The following is a 15,242-nucleotide window of genomic DNA, read 5'->3' as shown; positions in this document are numbered from 1 at the left end:
CAAGTGGAGCGACCCGACGATGAGCCTCAAGGACGTGAACCCCGTGAACGCCGCCAAGCCCAAGCGCGTGGCGATTGTCATTGCCAACCCTGCGGTTTCGACCACAACAGGCTGGTCGGTGGGCTTCTGGTGGTCGGAGCTGACCCATCCCTATCTTGCCTTCACCGAGGCTGGCTACGAGGTCGAGATCTTCTCGCCCGATGGCGGTCGCTGCGAGCCGGATGCGATGAGCGATCCGCGCGATCCTTCGGGCTACTCGGAGACCGACCTCATTTCGATGGGCTTCATCGCCACGCCGAGGCTTGCCGCGCTTGTCGAGGACACCAAGCCGGTGAGCGACCTCGCTGTCGCCAACTTCGACGCCATCGTCGTCGCGGGCGGACAGGCACCGATGTTCACCTTCGAGACCGCGACCACGCTGCACGAGACCTTCGTCGCCTTCTACGAAGCGGGCAAGGTCGCCGCGGCCCTGTGCCACGGGACCGCGATCCTGCGCTACGCCGAGCTCTCGAACGGCGAGCCGCTGGTGCGCGGCAAGACGGTCACCGGCTTCGCCAATGTCGAGGAAGACTTCGCCGACAACGCCGTGTGGTCGATGGGTGCTCTGCCGCGCGACAAGCATGTCATGCCTTGGCGTATCGAGGACGAATTGAAGGCGCTCGGCGCGAACTACATCCAGGCCGGCCTGTGGCGCGGCTTCGCGGTGCGTGACGGCAACCTCGTCACCGGGCAGCAGAACTTCTCGGGCGCCGAGACGGCCGCTAAGGTGATCGAGGCGCTCGGCGCGTGAGGCGAGCCGGACCTCTGGACTGCTACATGAAGGAGATCTGAGATGCGCATCGCAATCATCGGAGCCGGTGCCGTCGGCGGCGGGATCGGCCTCGCCTGGCTCAAGACCGGGCATGACGTGCGCTGGGGCGTTCGGGATGCAGCGCCCGGCCGCTATCCCGTGCTCCCCGGCGAGCGGCTGCTGGAGCCTTCCGCGGCCATCGAGGGCGCCGAGGCGATCCTTCTGGCCACCCCGTGGCCCGCAACTGAGGAAGCGGTGCGCGGCCTCGGCGATCTTGCGGGCCGCATCGTGATCGACGCAACCAACCCCTTGCGCATGGGTGAAGGCGGCCTGGAGCTTGCCCTCGGTTTCGACACTTCCGGCGGAGAGCTGGTCGCCGAATGGGCCGGGGGGGCTCGGGTCTACAAGGCCCTCAACCAGACCGGGGCGGAGAACCTCGGCGATGCCGGTCGCTATGCGAACAAGCCAGCAATGTTCGTGGCTGGCGACGAACCAGAGGGCAAGGCGGTGGTCATGCGGCTGGTAGGCGACCTCGGCTTCGCCAGCTTCGACGGTGGCCCCTTGCGCAACGCGCGGCTGCTCGAAGCCTATGCCATGCTGTGGATCGACCAAGCCTACGCCCAGGGTCGCGGCCGCGACTTCGCGATGATGCTGGAGCACCCGGCGCGATGAGGGCCAGGCCGATCTTCCGCACCGGCGCGATCGAAAAGAACCGTCTCGAAGCCTTCTCGGACGGGGTGATCGCAATCGTCATCACCTTGCTGGTGCTCGAATTGAAGGTGCCCGCGGGCATCGCCGACGAGACGGGGCTTCGCCATGCGCTGGCGCATCTTGCCCCGGCCGTCGCGGCATGGGTGATCAGCTTCCTGTTCGTGCTCGTGTTCTGGGTGAACCATCACTACTTCATCGCCAGCCTGCGGCAGGCCGACCGGGGCCTGTTATGGCTCAACGGGCTCTTCCTGCTGTGCATCAGTGCGACGCCGTTCCCCACCGGGCTGGTCGGGGAATATCCGGGGATGACCCTGCCGCTCGTGATCCTCTCACTTTCGATGGCGGTGACCTCGCTCGCCTTCGCGGCGATGCGGCTATACGTGGGCGTGAACCGCAGCCTTGCCGAGCATGAGCCGCCGACGGGACAGGCCCGGAAAGCGAGCTTGTGGACTTCAGCAGCGGTGCGAGACCGTCGCGTTCGTCGCCGGGCAGCTGGCGGTCCACGCGCTCGATTGCAAACCATTCGTTCGCAAGGCCGAGGGTGAACTCGCGATCGAGGAAAAACTGGTGCGCGTCCTCCTCGGTCGGAGCGATAACGTGGGCGAGGGCGATCTCCTCGCCGGTGCGCTTGATGCGGAACTGGTAGAGCTTGCTGGGCATTTCGTGGACCTTGTGATGTTACCGATGACCAGGTCATACGAGAGCACCGCGATGGGTGCGGGTGGCTTCGTCATGGGAAATGCGTGCGGCGCGGCGAAGTTGATCGAGTCAACCAGTCTTGGATCTTTGCCCACCCCTGGACACTCAGAAAACCGCCAATCCTGATGCTCGCCGGTGGTGGGCTGAAATGTGCGACAGAGTGCACTTCGATGTCTCAAAGGCCTCCACACCCATCAAGCTCGACGGCGCTTGCCATGAAACTTCACCCCGACCGCAGCAGCAAGGGGCTCGATCACCACGTTGGCCTTGGTGATGTCCCCATCCATGTCAGCCTGGATGATAGCCTGCATCATGCCTGCCAGAGCCTCCATGGTTACCTTGGCTGCAATCTGACGCCGCCGAGCCTCCGGGAGATGCATGATCGCTCGCTGTCGAGCCTTCATGGTGTGGTAGCGCTCGATCTCCTCCACGCTGCGATGCAGAAGGGCATTCTTTCGATACCCTCGACGCTTCAGTTCCCGGGAGACGGTTTGGGCGGAGACACCGAGTTCCATGGCGATCTGGGAGGCATGCTTGACCCCGAGTTCCAGAAGCCTTCCTTGTCGTTCCCACTCAGCATCGGGAACCGTGTTTTTCTTGGTCATGAGTCAACATCAACCTCAGTGGGGGTGCATGGTAGCCATGGAAGCGTGAGGGCCATGGTGAGCATGGAGACCATCATGACCATGACCATGAGTGGGAGGAGACATGAAGGCCGCGAGACATGGTTCACATCATTGCCGCGGACCCTTCGGCGCGATCCATGGATTCCCATAGGATCAGGAATGCCGCCCTGGTCGGGGCAGCTGCCATGAATGGCCTCAGTGATGACCCGCCGGCGGCTGGGGCACTGTTCCCGCGACGGGCGGCTTAGAGAAGACGAGGTCAGTGCGGCCAGAAGTCCGCGGCGAGGTAGAAGTCACCGTTGTAGCGTTTGGTGATATAGTAGCCCCAGCCCCGATCAGGATCGGGCTCGTTATGGAATGAACCTGCCCCCTTGGTCGATTCCAGCCAGCAACAGCGACCTCGTTCGAGAACCTCACGCTCGTTGCCGATTGCGCTGATCGCAGGCCCAAGGTCAGCGAAGACGTGGACGTGCGCGTTGGTCAGCAGGTTTTCGGGGAAGGCGATGGCATGCAGGCGCATAGAGGTTGGGAGAGACCGCACATTGCGGCTCCCAAGGATTGACTTGTCGAACTGATGGCAGAAGCTGGAAAAAATCTGCCGCATGCGCGCCGAGCTGAGCTCCCGCTCGGTGTTGAGGGTTAGCGCGTGCGTGAAGGGCTGGTCACCCATCCAATCGACGAGTGCATCGCGCTCCATGCGCATCTGACGGCGGGTCCGCATCTGCGCATCACATGCGAAATAACACACAGTTGGCAAGTTGAATACCTATGCGCGGGCACACACACTCGCCTTCACTCGCTCGGCTGCTCTCGCACGGGTCCGAGTCGTGTATAATCCCTCACCGCCTTGTCGACGTCCCCTTCGTCTCTCCTGGCACGACGAAATATCTCGACCGCCGCGGCCTCCTCCGCGCTCAGCCACCTTCGCCGGGGGCTTGGATCGGCCGCCACTTCTTTTACCACGGCGAGTTGCTCCTCGTTCAAGGCGCTCGTGTGGCCACCTAAGCCGGCAGCGAGCCCCTGCTCGAATGATAGCTCCTTGCCGGTCGTATCGCCGTTCAGAAGCGCCCAAGAGACTGTGGGATGGCGTTGTTTTAGAATGGCTTTCAGGAACTGACCTGCATCCATATCCAAGACCTTGGCGAACGTTTCGGCTTTTTCCACGGGGATCGGCACGCGCCCTGTGGCCATGTGACTCAGGACGACGGCCTGCTTGTAGCCGACCAGGGGGGCAATCTTGCGAAGACTTAGACCTCGCTCGCGTGCCGCGATCGCGAGGGCTGTCGACAACATCCGTGCCGCCTCGCTGTCAGTGAGCTGGGGATTGATCGCTCGCGTCATGCTTCGCTGTATGCGGAGTCACACAAGGACGTCAACCAGAGTTGCTCACCCTTGCTGTGTGTGCTATAACACTCGCACAGCCACTCGCCGCCGTTCTCTCCCCTTCGGGCGCGATCGCGGGCGACCATCAAGGAAATGATCAATGCAACGTAAGACCTACCGCGTTCACGAAGTCGCCCAGCTCCTCGGCATCGGGCGGACCACCATCTACAAGCTCATCAACGAGGGCCTGCTCCAGCGCATCAAGCTGGGCGCCACCACCCTCATCACCGCAGCCTCGGTCGACGCCCTGCTCCCCAGCGACCTTGCCGGGGGCGCAGCGGAATGCCGTTGAGCGTCAAGGAGATCGAAGCTGCGCGGCCGGGACTCAAGAACCGCAAGCTGACGGACGAGAAGGGCCTGTTCCTTCTCGTCTCCACCTCCGGCTCCAAGCGCTGGCACCTCAAGTATCGGTTCGACGGCAAGGAGAAGCGTATCGGGTTCGGGCCGTTCCCGGAGGTCAGCCTGAAGGCGGCGCGTGCCAAGCGGGATGAGGCGAGGGCGCTGCTCGCGGAGGGTGTCGACCCCTCCGAGCACCGGCAGCAGCGCAAGCTTGAGGATCGTCTTGTGCGCGAGAACACCTTCGCTGCAGTCGCCCGCGAGTTCATCGCCAAGCGTGCCGCGGATGGCGATAGCGCGATCTGCGAAACCACCCGCGTCAAAACCGAATGGCTCCTCTCGCTGGTGGAGCCGAAACTGGGCAAGATCCATGTTTCGGCGATTACGCCGCCGATGCTACGTTCTGTCTTGGAGGACGTGCAGAACTCCGGCCGGCGAGAAACAGCGCGCCGCCTGCGCTCGTTTGTAGGCCGCGTGATCAACTATGCCATCGCGACTGGTCGAGCCGAGCACAACCCCGCGCCTTCACTGGATCGTTGGCTGCTCGTCCCGAAGGTGCGCCACCATCCTGCTCTTCTCGAACCCCGAGACGTGGCCGGCCTGCTCGCGGCGATCGACGGCTATGAGGGGTTCCAGTCGACCAACGCGGCCCTCAAGCTTTCGGCGCACCTGTTTCAGCGACCAGGCGAGATCCGCGCGATGCGCTGGGCCGATGTCGACCTGGACAAGGCGGTCTGGACCATTCCGGCCGAGGATATGATGATGCGCAAGGAGCACCGCGTGCCTCTGTCCCGCCAGGCGATCGCAATCATCCGGTCGATGGAGGAGGTCGCGACCTACAGCGAATGGGTGTTCCCGAGCTTCAACCCCAAGAAGCCGCTGTCCGAGAACGCCGTCAACGGCGCGCTCAAGCGGCTCGGCTATGCGGGCAAGATGACGGCGCACGGGTTCCGCTCGACGGCGAGTTCGCTGCTCAACGAGAGCGGGAAGTGGAGCGCGGATGCGATCGAGCGAGCCCTCGCGCACCAGGACGGGAATGCGGTGCGCGCCATCTACAATCGCACGCAATATTGGCCCGAGCGGGTGGCGATGATGCAGTGGTGGTCGGACTGGCTCGACTCGCTGCGAGCCGGTGATCTGCGAGCCCCGGAATAAGGGGTTTGACGACCCCCATTCTGACCCCCAAATTGACCCCCAAAAGGCGCGAAAGCCCCCACCCCGGTGCGGACCCCAGCGGACGAGGCGCTCTGGTTAATCTCTGTATTTCAGAGGGTTTTTGCGCTCTCGCAGCTCGTCACGAAAGCTTACCTGGTGCCCAGAAGAGGATTGAGCGAGGACTCGAAGCTGTCAGCCTCGGGTTTGGGGTCAAGTTCTTCAGTATTTTCAGTGGTGGGAGGTTCGAGTCCCAGAAGAGAAAACAATAATAGCAGGTAATAAATTGTTATTATTTTTCAATGTCGATTTGGTTTTTCTCGGTGGCACAAGTGCTGGCATCACCATTTGTGCATTTTAGCGGTTCGCGTTCTTGTTTCTATTCGAACCACTCGAGTTCTGTACGTTCTGATTCGTCTTTTAGCAACCCATGACATCCCGTTCAATTTAGCCAGTCGTGGTGAAGAAAGCCGTGGCGCACCACTGACAGCTAATGCTGCGAGCCGAATGGCAGATCTCCCTCGATCGTGTTTCGGCGAAGATTCAAGTCACCGCATTGCCTATGCCCGGGGGCTCGCATCAGAGCTAGAGTGGCGACCGCACTCATGATCGACACGGAGAGCTTCCACCTTGGTCAGCTACCAGGACATCTATCCCTCTCCCGCGATCCTGCGTAGCTTCGATATTGTCCGCCCGCGTGCTGCCGAGTTGCTCAATCTCAAGTATTTCGAGGCAGAGCCTGCCCGGATACCGCACGAAATCCTTTCGCAGCACCATCTTCTTCTCAATCAGCGTGAGACCCCGATGCGGGTCGAGAACTGGCGCGATGCGGCCCACCGGGATTTCATCTTCCTGCCGAACGAAATCGTGTTGACCCCCGCCGGCATTCGCAGCGGCTGGCACTGGCATGAAAGGTCGAAGGTGATCTGAAGGCAGAAAGACCTTGCACGATTGGCCAACACGGTACGTTCAAGACGTGCCGTCGAAAATAGCGCAGGTTCCGCCTCTCACAAGAGGAGAGGACCCATGCCGAGTGACGAGAACCTGCCGATCAAGCGCTGCGCAATCTATACCCGCAAGAGCACCACCCACCGGCTCGAACACGACGTCAATTCGCTGGTGACGCAGCGGGAGATCAGCAGCGCCTACATCAGAAGCCAGCAGTACAAGGGCTGGGTGGAACTGCCACAGCACTATGATGATGGCGGGCACTCCGGGAGCGGCCTTGAGCGCCCGGCGCTTGCCCGGTTGATGCAGGATATCGAGGCCGGAAAGATTGACACGGTCGTGGTCTACAAGATCGACCGGCTGACCCGCAGCCTCCTCGATTTCGTGCGGCTAATCGAGATGTTCGACCGGCAATCGATCACGCTGGTGTCGATCTCTCAGGCATTCGACACCTCGGACAGCATGGGGCGGATGATCCTCAACGTCTTGCTGACCTTTTCGCAGTTCGAGCGCGAGCTGATCGCCGAACGGGTGCGTGACAGCATCCGCACGCGCAAACGGCATGGTCGCATCCATGGCGGACTACCGCCGTTCGGCTATGTCGCCGGTCGCGATGGTATCCACGTCGACCAGGCTGAGGCCGACATCGTGCGCTTTATCTTCGCCGAGTTTCTGCGCACCCGGCGCTACACATCAGTGATGACGGCAGTTCGGGAGGCGGGCTTCTGCAGCTCCGTCAAATTGTCTCGGCGGGGCATTCCGCGCGGCGGCACGCCGATGTCGCCGGGCACCGTGTACGGCATCCTGCGCAATCCGATCTATGTCGGGCAGATCCGCGGACACGATACGACTTATCAGGGCGTACACGAACCGCTCATCAGCGAAGAAACGTGGCAGGCAGCGCAGGCGCTAAGCGAGGAGCGCAAGAAGCGCTCGCCTCATGCAAAGGAGACACACCATTTCCTCGCCGGATTGCTGTGGGATGACCTCGGCCGGCACATGCTGCTCGACCTGAACTGGCAGCGCGGGCGAACCTACTGCGCCTATGTGTCGAGCAACGCGGCCTGGTCGCAAGTCGAATATCGCCGTGCCTATCGGTGCAATGCCGATCACCTCGACAAGACAGTTATGGCCGCGGTTGGCGACTTCCTTGCTGACAGGGGCAAGCTCCGGGGCGCGCTCAAAACCCTTGGTCTCTTCGGAGATGATCTCGATCGGCTGGCCAACCGCGGTAAAGCGATTGGCCAGATGCTCGAGGTTACGCGAGCCGAATGGCTGCCTGACCTTTTCGCGGCCCTCGTGCACCAGGTTGAAATCGCTGAAGAGACAGTCTCGATCACCTTCCGATCGCTCGAGCTGCGCCGCTTTATGGCATGGGACGGCAAGACGGCATTCAGGGGCAGGCCTGCAGACTGGCCGTGCAGCGATGCCCGCTATGTGCTCGATGTCGACGTGCGGGTCATCACCGCCGAGCGCTGGCCCTCGCTCCATATCACACCGCGCGCCCTGACAAGCGACACGCGCCCAAACCCAAAGCTGGTCGAGCTGATCAAGGCGGCGCGAAGAGCCCAGATCCTCGTTGACGAGCATCGTAACTTATCAATCGAAGAACTCGCAAGGGAGCAGGGCTGCCGGCCGACGCACTTTGCGCGCCTGATCCGGTTGAACTACCTTGCACCCGATATTGCCACCGCAATCCTTGATGGCACGCAGCCAGCAAATCTCGATCGCAAAACGTTGCTTGATTCCAATGTTCCCACCAGCTGGGCTGTGCAGCGAAAGCTGTTCGGCTTCCCGGCACCCGAGAGAGCAATCAATCCAAGACACCTCTTTGGAAGAGGGATGTGGCCAGCAGCAGGTCAGATGGATGACAATGGCGCTTAGGCTCACGCGTAGGACGGCGCATCACGCCCGTAATGGAACGGGCGTGATGCCGAGATGTCGTAAACTGTGGCGGCGCAGCAACCATGCGCCACCGCCGGTCACAATCGTGTGGCGATCAACCACTGTAATTCGGCGGGCCTTGGCCTCAATCATGAGGCGTTCGAGCATCCCGTTGCCGGGCAAAGAGGTAGCGTGATTTCAGGCTCACCATCTGCTCATCGCGTTTGAAGCCGGCACGCGCGCCTAGCCGTCGGTGGAGGGAGAATACGAGCTGTTAGACGTTGCGGCATTCAGCCCAGCTCACGGTGAGCCGATCGACGCCTTTGCTGTCGCCGCCATGCAGGAGGACCATGTCCGGGGATCGGCTTCACAACGTGGGCTAATGGCGAGAAACCCTCTGAAGCTGCCCGGCAGTTATCGAAATCGCGCCGGCTCGGCGGGATGACTGCTCGTGGGTAGGAAGGCAAATGGCGAGCCAGCGGCGCGTTTGGCCGCCTCACTTACCTTGGGATCACACAGGACCTTAGCCGCGTTCAAGGCCGCCTTCTTACCCGTAACGTTTCCTTTTCCTTAGCCGTTTCTCATACTTTCATCACGTCGTCCATCGTATGCGTTCCGACCAAAGCTGGTTCAGACGATCGCGCTCTTTCTCATAGAGGCCGGGCCAAAACATAGGGGCGCCCTCTACGGCCGAGTTGTAATCCGACAAGGTCATGAGTAGATCTACGGTACGGTTGCCCGAGGCCCGCACGGCTTCGATCCTCGGCAAGATCGTTGAGAGCGCCTGAGACGCATCGCCATAGGCCAAAGCCGCGCCCACGACCTCCGTGGAAACCACGAAAGTCAGAAGCACACAGAACAGGCGCGCTGCAGTTTGAAGACGATCGCCGTCGAAAACCAAGACGGAGAGCAGGAAGAGAAGCAGTCCCGTCCCGACAAGTGCGATGAACGAGAACCAAGACCGTCGGGCGCTGCCCTTGAGCAGGTGGCAGGACCAGAAGCAGGTTTCCTCGAGCATCTCAACGAGGCGCGGCAACCCCGGCGCTGCCTGGGCCGCATAATAATTATCGTCCTCGCAAGCCCGCCCCTGCTCCGTCGTCACAGTGAAATCAAGCTTGAGCTTGCGCAGCTCACCGTCGGAGATCGTCTCGTCCAAGCCCTGCATCAGCAGCGTTGCCCGTCTCGCGCGTTCAGCCTGTCCCCGGCTCGCCCGATATCGCCATCCGATGAGCGCCCAGACCCCGGCGAACCCAAGCGCGACAATGGCCACGCCATAGCTAATAATCGGTGCTTCAAAGAACACGCCGATGGCGGCCAGCGCCGCGATCGAGCACTGAATCTGAAGGATTTGCCGTTGCAGACGCGCAGCCTTCGCAAATTCAGCCCGTTGCAATCCAACCAATTGTGTAATCGACATCGTCGTCGTCGCCATAACCTAGGTGCTGGGAAAATATCGGCCGAAGATCTGCTTCCAGAGCGCGATTGCTTCGCCTTGGCGGCCCTGCTGTTCGGCCCGAAAAGCCCGGGTCGCGAGCACCTCTGCACTGCTGAGCGCCCTTCTTGCCGTATCTGCGAGCGCTGGTGTCATCTCGTCCGAAACCGCGGGCCCGAGACCTGCCGGGTCGAGCCAATCGTCGCCGATGGTTGCCGCCGCCGCTGAAAAGAAGCGCCGACTTTCATCCGGAAACGTGTTGAACGGGCCATCGACCAGTTCGAGCGCCATGACCTCGACCAGAAAGGACGGGCGGATCGGCTTGCCGGCATGGCGGTTCCAGCCCTTTAGCATCTTGACGAGGGGTACCCAGTTGCCGCTCAACTCCTTGTTCTTGGCCGTCGCTCTTTCCGCATGAACCGAGGGGTTCGTGGCAATCCAGGTTCCCAACGTATCGTCGGGGATCTCGTAATCATGGCCATTCTCGAAGGCAGGGACGACATCGAGGCTGAGTACCTTGCCGTCTTCATCCTGGGTCTTGTTACGCTTTTCGAACCACACGGTCACGCAGCGTCGATCGCGCTCGACCTGATCCCTGCCATATTTTTCGACCAGACATTTCTCCAAATCGTCCAGCACGAACTTCGGGTGCTTCTTCCGACGATGCTCTTCGCCGGCGCTCAGCACCACAAAGATATCGACGTCCTTGAGAGGCTTGGTCTTGGTGTGGCGCCCATAGGAACCGGTAAGGAAATCATACCTTACATCGAAAGCAGCCTGAACGGTTGCGCGCACATCCTTCTGGCGGCGGCTCGCGTCGTCCTGCTCGGTCTGGGTGATCTCAAGCCGGCCCTTATAGGTTGCAAATGCTTCTTTGACGCTGATCACGCTGCCCTCCAGTAACGGAGCCCCGCCATGATATCTTGGGTGGCAATGGCGGTGCCCGACGACCGGCTGATAAGTCCATCCGTGGACTTGAACTCAGTGCTCGACATTCCAGGAAAGTCGGGACGTCCAGGCAGGCAAGTCAGAATCACGCGATAGATGCACCCGGCCGGCGGCTTGCCGGCCTTAGCGATGGTGCGCTGGATATGATCGCGGTCGACCCACATGTCGCCGTCGACGCCGCTGCCGCCGTAGGAAATATCGAAATCCCAGCGATGCTGGGCCCGGCTGGCGCCCGGATAGAAGAATTCGATCGTTACGCCGGTGAGATAGCCGGTTTCCATCCAATATTTGGCGGCGGAGCCGAGCACGCTCCAATCATCAATCAACTTAGTCGGATCCAGACTGGCCGCCTTGATGAGTTCGCGCAACTGATTGCGGATGTTGTCCGCCACGAACGTCGCGGTGTGCGTCCGGGTGAAGGTGAAAGTCGAGGTGCCCATCAGCTCAGCGCTCCCCAGTCAATGTCGAAGGTCTTGGCTGAGGTCGACGTTGCTTCCTCAACACCCGACGGCATGGCACCCGGCTTGTGCAGGACAATCCTCGGTGCCCGGGCGCTGAGCGTCTCGCTCGCCCAGCGAAGATCGCTCTCGGGGCAAGGCACATAAAGCGTCCATTCCCCGCTGGTGGGATTCATCGGAAGCGGATCGATCTCGTCGCCCATTATCAGCGCGTCGCTACCGAAGGTGCAGTAGAGAACGACGCGCGCGCTGCCGCCAACGAGCGTCAGCGGCTCCACCGAATAAATTTCCTCTGATATCAGCATCGCCATGATCGAAGCCGCCGCCGTCAGCTGCCCACCATCGACCGTGTCAGATCCGGTGATCAGCCCAGTGATCGCCGCCCAGCTCGCCTCGCCGCTGCGCAGCGGAACTGAGGCAATATCTCTACGCAACTTCACGACAGCCTCCCTTGTTCTTGGCCACTCCGCGCAGCGCCTCGAGGATTTGATTGCTCGTCAACATGCCAGGATCACGCGCGGTCTCGATCGACAAAGCAGCCGCGCCGACGATCGCCTTTCGGAGGCGACGTCCATCGAGCCCGTCCGAAGCCGTCACGAAGCGACCGACATCACGCTTGAGTTGGCCGACGGCCGGCCAGGTCTCGGCGAGGCCGTTCAACGTGTCGGCGATGATTTCAGCCCGAGCTTCAGCGCCCGGCAAGGCGAATATCTCGAGCAGGTCAGCGCGCGAAAGAAAGGCGGTATCGACAGCTTCGGGATAGTTGGTCGTCGCCACCAGCAGGATGTGTGGGTGTTCGCGCGTGAGTTGATCGATACCAGAGAGCACGGCGTCGGTCGCGCGATGGACATCGACAGGATTGGCCTCAAGGCTCATACGCCGACGATCGGCGGCCAGCGTCTCGACTTCGTCGAGCAGCACGATGGCTGGCCCCCTGAGGCCGGCTTCAGGTATCGTGCGACTGAACAGTGTGGTGACCTGCTGCTGGCTCTTGCCGAGAGCGGCGCTGGCGAGGCCGTGCGGGTCAATCTGGAGAAACGTGACCGTCTCCCCCTTGAGCGCCCCAGCGACCCTACTCGCAAGTCCGCGCGCAATCGTTGTCTTGCCAGTGCCCGGCGGACCAGCCAGAGCAATGATACCGTGCAGCGGAGCGATCTCAAATGCGACCTTGCGGCGCATCGTCAGACTGAGAATGGCTTGAGCAATCAGCCGCTGCTTAATCGCCGGCGGAAGCTTGATCGCATCCCATGCCGCGTCGAAGGTCGGGTCGGGCAGCGTGATCTTGAAGGCAATACCATTGCTCATGTCGCGTGGAACCCACTGTTGGTGCCCCCGCCGACTCGGTCGGCGAGCATTGGCAGAGGGTCAATCAAGGCTTGCGAAGAGTCAACCTTTTGTGTTACCCATCAGGTAACAATTTTGGATTACCTGTGAAGATCGAGTTCCAAAACAGCCGCACCCAGCAGCTGTTCAACGATCACGGCCGACTGGAGGCGCACTATGGCTCGGATGTCGCGGACAAGATCGCGTCCCGCATGGCATTGCTGAGCGTCGCCCCTAATCTCGCGAAATTGCCGGTCCGTCCGCCAATCCGTTTTCGCCCCGAAGACCGCTCGTTAGGGCTGTTCTCGCTCGATGTGGGCGCGCAGCACCGCTTGCGATTCAGAGGCGTTGGTGAAAAAGCGCAGCGCGGAAAAAGAGCGTTGGCATTGGAAGCGATCAAGGAGATTCAAGTGATCGGTATCAAAGATGTCTAGAAACCGCCTCGCGACCTCTGCCATTGTCCGCTGATGACAGACCTGTCTTATCATCCGAGCTGCGGCATCCGACCCGGCAAGCTGCTGGAAGAGTTTCTTGACGCGCGTGACATGTCGGCTCGCGAGCTTGCGAGACGGTGCGGTCGGTCGGGCAAGCTCATCGTCGAGATCCTCGCCGGTAAAGCGCCGATTGAGCCGGAGACAGCCCTCCAGTTCGAACGCGTGCTCGATATGGACGCCGACCTTTGGCTAGGTCTTGAGGCGAATTACCGGCTGCAGCTCGCTAAGGCGAAGGAGGTGGAGCGGCTTGCCTCCGACGTTGTCTGGGCTGCCCGGTTTCCGGTTAAGGAACTCGAGAAGCGCGGTCTGTTCGCGCCCGCGCAGGGAGGAAACCGCGTTCGGCAACTGCTCGAATTCTTCGGAGTGGGGAGTGTGGACGCGTGCCGCGAGCGTTTCGATGAGCTCGCCGCAGTATCCTATCGTCACTCACCGTCATTCGAAAGCCATGAAGAGGCGCTTCTCGTCTGGCTACGTCTCGGCGAGCGAGAAGCCGAGGCGCTGGATTGCGCAGAATATAGCAAGGCGCGGTTCCTACAGGAGCTTCGCGGTATCCGCGAGCTGACGATTCTTTCGGTCGAGGACTTCCTGCCCGAAGTCCGCAAGCGTTGCGCGCGTGCAGGCGTGGCCTTCGCGGTTGTCAAACCTTTAAAAGGAGTCGCGTTAAGCGGCATCTCGCGTTGGCTCAGTCCTCGCAAGGCGCTGATTCAGCAATCTTTGCGGCACAAAGCCAACGACCATTTCTGGTTCACCTTCTTCCACGAAGCGGCGCATCTGCTGCTCCATAGCCGCAAGACAGTCTTCCTGGATGGCAATGGCTTCAGCAATGCCGACGCCGCTCAAGAGGAAGAGGCCAATGAATGGGCTGCCAACTTCCTGGTGCCTCAGGCCGCGCTGCGCAAATTCATCGCTAGGTTTGACGGGACGGCAGAGGAAGTGCGCGCGTTCGCAGCCGAGCAGGGCATTGCTCCGGGGATCGTCGTCGGCCAGCTGCAGAAACGCGGGGTTCTCGCCTATAGCCAAATGAACAGCTTGAAGGATCACTACCAATGGTCAGAATGATCAATTCAGCAGTTGGTCGCCCAACTCTCTAAGAGACGGGAGGCAGCGCGTTGCACTCTACTGTTCTAGGCGAGCATGCGTCCAATGGTGTTAGCCATGACTGTCGTGGCGAACTCAACGACATGCTAGAGGGCGCCCACCGATGTAAGAACAACACCTTTTGCGAAAGCGAGCTACGTCTGCCTTAGTCGGTCGCGCTCCTGGCACCTGCCAGTCCGGAGACGGTCCAGGTTCACTCGCTCTGCCGTGGCGGTGGAGCGAGCGCTGAACGCCCGCTTCGGACAACAGCTGCCGTTCAACCCATCGCTGGTGAAGGACTGCGAAGTCCCTAAAATCGGCCTCTGAGTCCCTTGTGCGCTCGTGTCGGCTTTTTAGCGGTCATCACGCGGTGCGCTGTGGTTGAAACGGTAGCGCAAAGCAGAGCGGAAGACCTTGCTGAATTGGATTGGTCCTTCTGAAGTTGATCCAGCAGTTGTCATGACCCGCGGGTTCTATCATGGCGGTGCCAAGGGTCGAACATCAAGAAGGCGAACACAGTCTTGGAAGAAAACCAGAAGCTCCCGTCCGAAACCCTCATCACGCTGACCAGCGACATTGTTGCGGCGCATGTCGGCAACAACGATGTCGCGGTCGCTGACGTCCCTGCACTCATCAGCAGCGTTTATGCAGCACTGGCCGGTCTCGGCGAGGCGCCGGTCGTGGAAGAAGCCAAGGCGCAACCGGCTGTTGCGATCCGCAGCTCGGTCAAGCCCGACTACATTGTCTGTCTGGAAGACGGCAAGAAGCTGAAGATGCTGAAGCGCTATCTTCGCACCAACTACAACATGAGCCCCGAGGAATACCGCGCGCGCTGGGGCCTGCCGACCGATTACCCGATGGTCGCGCCAGCCTATGCCGAGAAGCGCCGCGATCTCGCCAAGAAGATCGGCCTCGGCCGCAAGGCTGGCACGCCTGCGCCTAAGACGCGCCGCACTAGGAAGGTCTGACCGAACAAGGCAC

At 61.1% G+C, this 15,242-nt stretch carries 19 protein-coding genes and 1 pseudogene; 11 read left to right on the top strand and 9 right to left on the bottom strand.

The features are described 5' to 3' along the window. The first annotated feature begins 19 nt into the window (after positions 1–19). Genes ACLBKU_RS13980 through ACLBKU_RS13965 form a run of 4 tightly spaced genes read left to right on the top strand, consistent with a single transcriptional unit; the run spans position 20 to position 2,326 of the window. Entirely contained in the window at positions 20–790 is a 771-nt protein-coding gene (locus tag ACLBKU_RS13980) for a type 1 glutamine amidotransferase domain-containing protein (protein WP_410180164.1), read from the top strand. Positions 791–832: 42 nt separating this feature from the next. Then, the gene (locus tag ACLBKU_RS13975) at positions 833–1,462 is read left to right on the top strand and encodes an NADPH-dependent F420 reductase (RefSeq protein WP_410180163.1); all 630 of its coding nucleotides are present in this window, start codon (positions 833–835) and stop codon (positions 1,460–1,462) included. Beyond that, positions 1,459–2,046 carry a TMEM175 family protein gene (locus ACLBKU_RS13970; RefSeq protein ID WP_410180162.1) on the top strand — a complete coding sequence of 196 codons (588 nt, stop codon included), beginning with the start codon at positions 1,459–1,461 and terminating at the stop codon, positions 2,044–2,046. Before ACLBKU_RS13975 ends, ACLBKU_RS13970 begins: the two co-directional genes overlap by 4 nt. A 22-nt stretch (positions 2,047–2,068) precedes the next feature. After that, positions 2,069–2,326, top strand: coding sequence for a hypothetical protein (locus ACLBKU_RS13965; protein WP_410180161.1), 258 nt, complete (start codon positions 2,069–2,071; stop codon positions 2,324–2,326). Positions 2,327–2,394: 68 nt separating this feature from the next. On the opposite strand, the gene ACLBKU_RS13960 is transcribed toward ACLBKU_RS13965, so the two are convergent. The 3 genes from ACLBKU_RS13960 to ACLBKU_RS13950 form a co-directional block, all read right to left on the bottom strand. Next, on the bottom strand, positions 2,395–2,805 hold the full coding sequence (locus ACLBKU_RS13960) for a hypothetical protein (protein ID WP_410180160.1): 411 nt from the start codon (positions 2,803–2,805) through the stop codon (positions 2,395–2,397). 280 nt (positions 2,806–3,085) lie between these two features. Then, positions 3,086–3,547: a hypothetical protein gene (locus ACLBKU_RS13955; RefSeq protein WP_410180159.1), complete on the bottom strand. Its 462-nt coding sequence runs from the start codon at positions 3,545–3,547 to the stop codon at positions 3,086–3,088. A 71-nt stretch (positions 3,548–3,618) separates the two neighbouring features. Further along, complete coding sequence (locus ACLBKU_RS13950; RefSeq protein ID WP_410180158.1) at positions 3,619–4,167, bottom strand: hypothetical protein; 549 nt, start codon at positions 4,165–4,167, stop codon at positions 3,619–3,621. A 142-nt stretch (positions 4,168–4,309) separates the two neighbouring features. On the opposite strand from ACLBKU_RS13950, the gene ACLBKU_RS13945 reads away from it, so the two are divergent. The 4 genes from ACLBKU_RS13945 (at position 4,310) to ACLBKU_RS13930 (ending at position 8,529) form a co-directional block, all read left to right on the top strand. Further along, the gene (locus ACLBKU_RS13945) at positions 4,310–4,501 is read left to right on the top strand and encodes a helix-turn-helix transcriptional regulator (RefSeq protein WP_410180157.1); all 192 of its coding nucleotides are present in this window, start codon (positions 4,310–4,312) and stop codon (positions 4,499–4,501) included. Beyond that, entirely contained in the window at positions 4,492–5,700 is a 1,209-nt protein-coding gene (locus tag ACLBKU_RS13940; RefSeq protein ID WP_410180156.1) for a tyrosine-type recombinase/integrase, read from the top strand. Before ACLBKU_RS13945 ends, ACLBKU_RS13940 begins: the two co-directional genes overlap by 10 nt. A gap of 627 nt (positions 5,701–6,327) precedes the next feature. After that, on the top strand, positions 6,328–6,627 hold the full coding sequence (locus tag ACLBKU_RS13935; protein ID WP_410180155.1) for a hypothetical protein: 300 nt from the start codon (positions 6,328–6,330) through the stop codon (positions 6,625–6,627). A 96-nt stretch (positions 6,628–6,723) separates the two neighbouring features. Continuing rightward, the gene (locus ACLBKU_RS13930; protein WP_410180154.1) at positions 6,724–8,529 is read left to right on the top strand and encodes a recombinase family protein; all 1,806 of its coding nucleotides are present in this window, start codon (positions 6,724–6,726) and stop codon (positions 8,527–8,529) included. A 21-nt stretch (positions 8,530–8,550) separates the two neighbouring features. On the opposite strand, the pseudogene ACLBKU_RS13925 reads toward ACLBKU_RS13930, so the two are convergent. The 6 genes and pseudogenes from ACLBKU_RS13925 to ACLBKU_RS13900 form a co-directional block, all read right to left on the bottom strand. After that, positions 8,551–8,893 (bottom strand): annotated as a pseudogene (locus ACLBKU_RS13925) (SLOG family protein); the annotation flags it as partial. A gap of 228 nt (positions 8,894–9,121) precedes the next feature. Then, positions 9,122–9,961 (bottom strand): hypothetical protein, encoded by an 840-nt coding sequence (locus ACLBKU_RS13920; RefSeq protein WP_410180153.1) that lies wholly within the window; start codon positions 9,959–9,961, stop codon positions 9,122–9,124. Positions 9,962–9,964: 3 nt separating this feature from the next. Further along, positions 9,965–10,849: a CBASS oligonucleotide cyclase gene (locus tag ACLBKU_RS13915; protein ID WP_410180152.1), complete on the bottom strand. Its 885-nt coding sequence runs from the start codon at positions 10,847–10,849 to the stop codon at positions 9,965–9,967. Beyond that, positions 10,846–11,349, bottom strand: coding sequence for a hypothetical protein (locus tag ACLBKU_RS13910; RefSeq protein ID WP_410180151.1), 504 nt, complete (start codon positions 11,347–11,349; stop codon positions 10,846–10,848). The genes ACLBKU_RS13915 and ACLBKU_RS13910 overlap by 4 nt, the downstream gene beginning before the upstream one ends. Further along, positions 11,349–11,807, bottom strand: coding sequence for a hypothetical protein (locus ACLBKU_RS13905; protein WP_410180150.1), 459 nt, complete (start codon positions 11,805–11,807; stop codon positions 11,349–11,351). The genes ACLBKU_RS13910 and ACLBKU_RS13905 overlap by 1 nt, the downstream gene beginning before the upstream one ends. Continuing rightward, on the bottom strand, positions 11,794–12,672 hold the full coding sequence (locus ACLBKU_RS13900) for an AAA family ATPase (RefSeq protein ID WP_410180149.1): 879 nt from the start codon (positions 12,670–12,672) through the stop codon (positions 11,794–11,796). The genes ACLBKU_RS13905 and ACLBKU_RS13900 overlap by 14 nt, the downstream gene beginning before the upstream one ends. A gap of 125 nt (positions 12,673–12,797) precedes the next feature. Between ACLBKU_RS13900 and ACLBKU_RS13895 the strand changes: the two genes are divergently transcribed. The 3 genes from ACLBKU_RS13895 to ACLBKU_RS13885 all read left to right on the top strand — a co-directional run bounded on the left by ACLBKU_RS13895 (position 12,798) and on the right by ACLBKU_RS13885 (position 15,229). Beyond that, entirely contained in the window at positions 12,798–13,124 is a 327-nt protein-coding gene (locus tag ACLBKU_RS13895; RefSeq protein WP_410180148.1) for a hypothetical protein, read from the top strand. Positions 13,125–13,157: 33 nt separating this feature from the next. Beyond that, the gene (locus ACLBKU_RS13890; protein WP_410180147.1) at positions 13,158–14,243 is read left to right on the top strand and encodes a HigA family addiction module antitoxin; all 1,086 of its coding nucleotides are present in this window, start codon (positions 13,158–13,160) and stop codon (positions 14,241–14,243) included. A 539-nt stretch (positions 14,244–14,782) separates the two neighbouring features. Beyond that, positions 14,783–15,229 carry a MucR family transcriptional regulator gene (locus ACLBKU_RS13885; RefSeq protein WP_410180146.1) on the top strand — a complete coding sequence of 149 codons (447 nt, stop codon included), beginning with the start codon at positions 14,783–14,785 and terminating at the stop codon, positions 15,227–15,229. Positions 15,230–15,242: the final 13 nt, after the last annotated feature.

It is taken from the genome of Erythrobacter sp. NE805, assembly GCF_046452355.1.
In the GTDB taxonomy this organism is placed as follows: Bacteria; Pseudomonadota; Alphaproteobacteria; order Sphingomonadales; family Sphingomonadaceae; genus Erythrobacter.
This window is presented reverse-complemented; position numbering and strand designations above follow the sequence as displayed.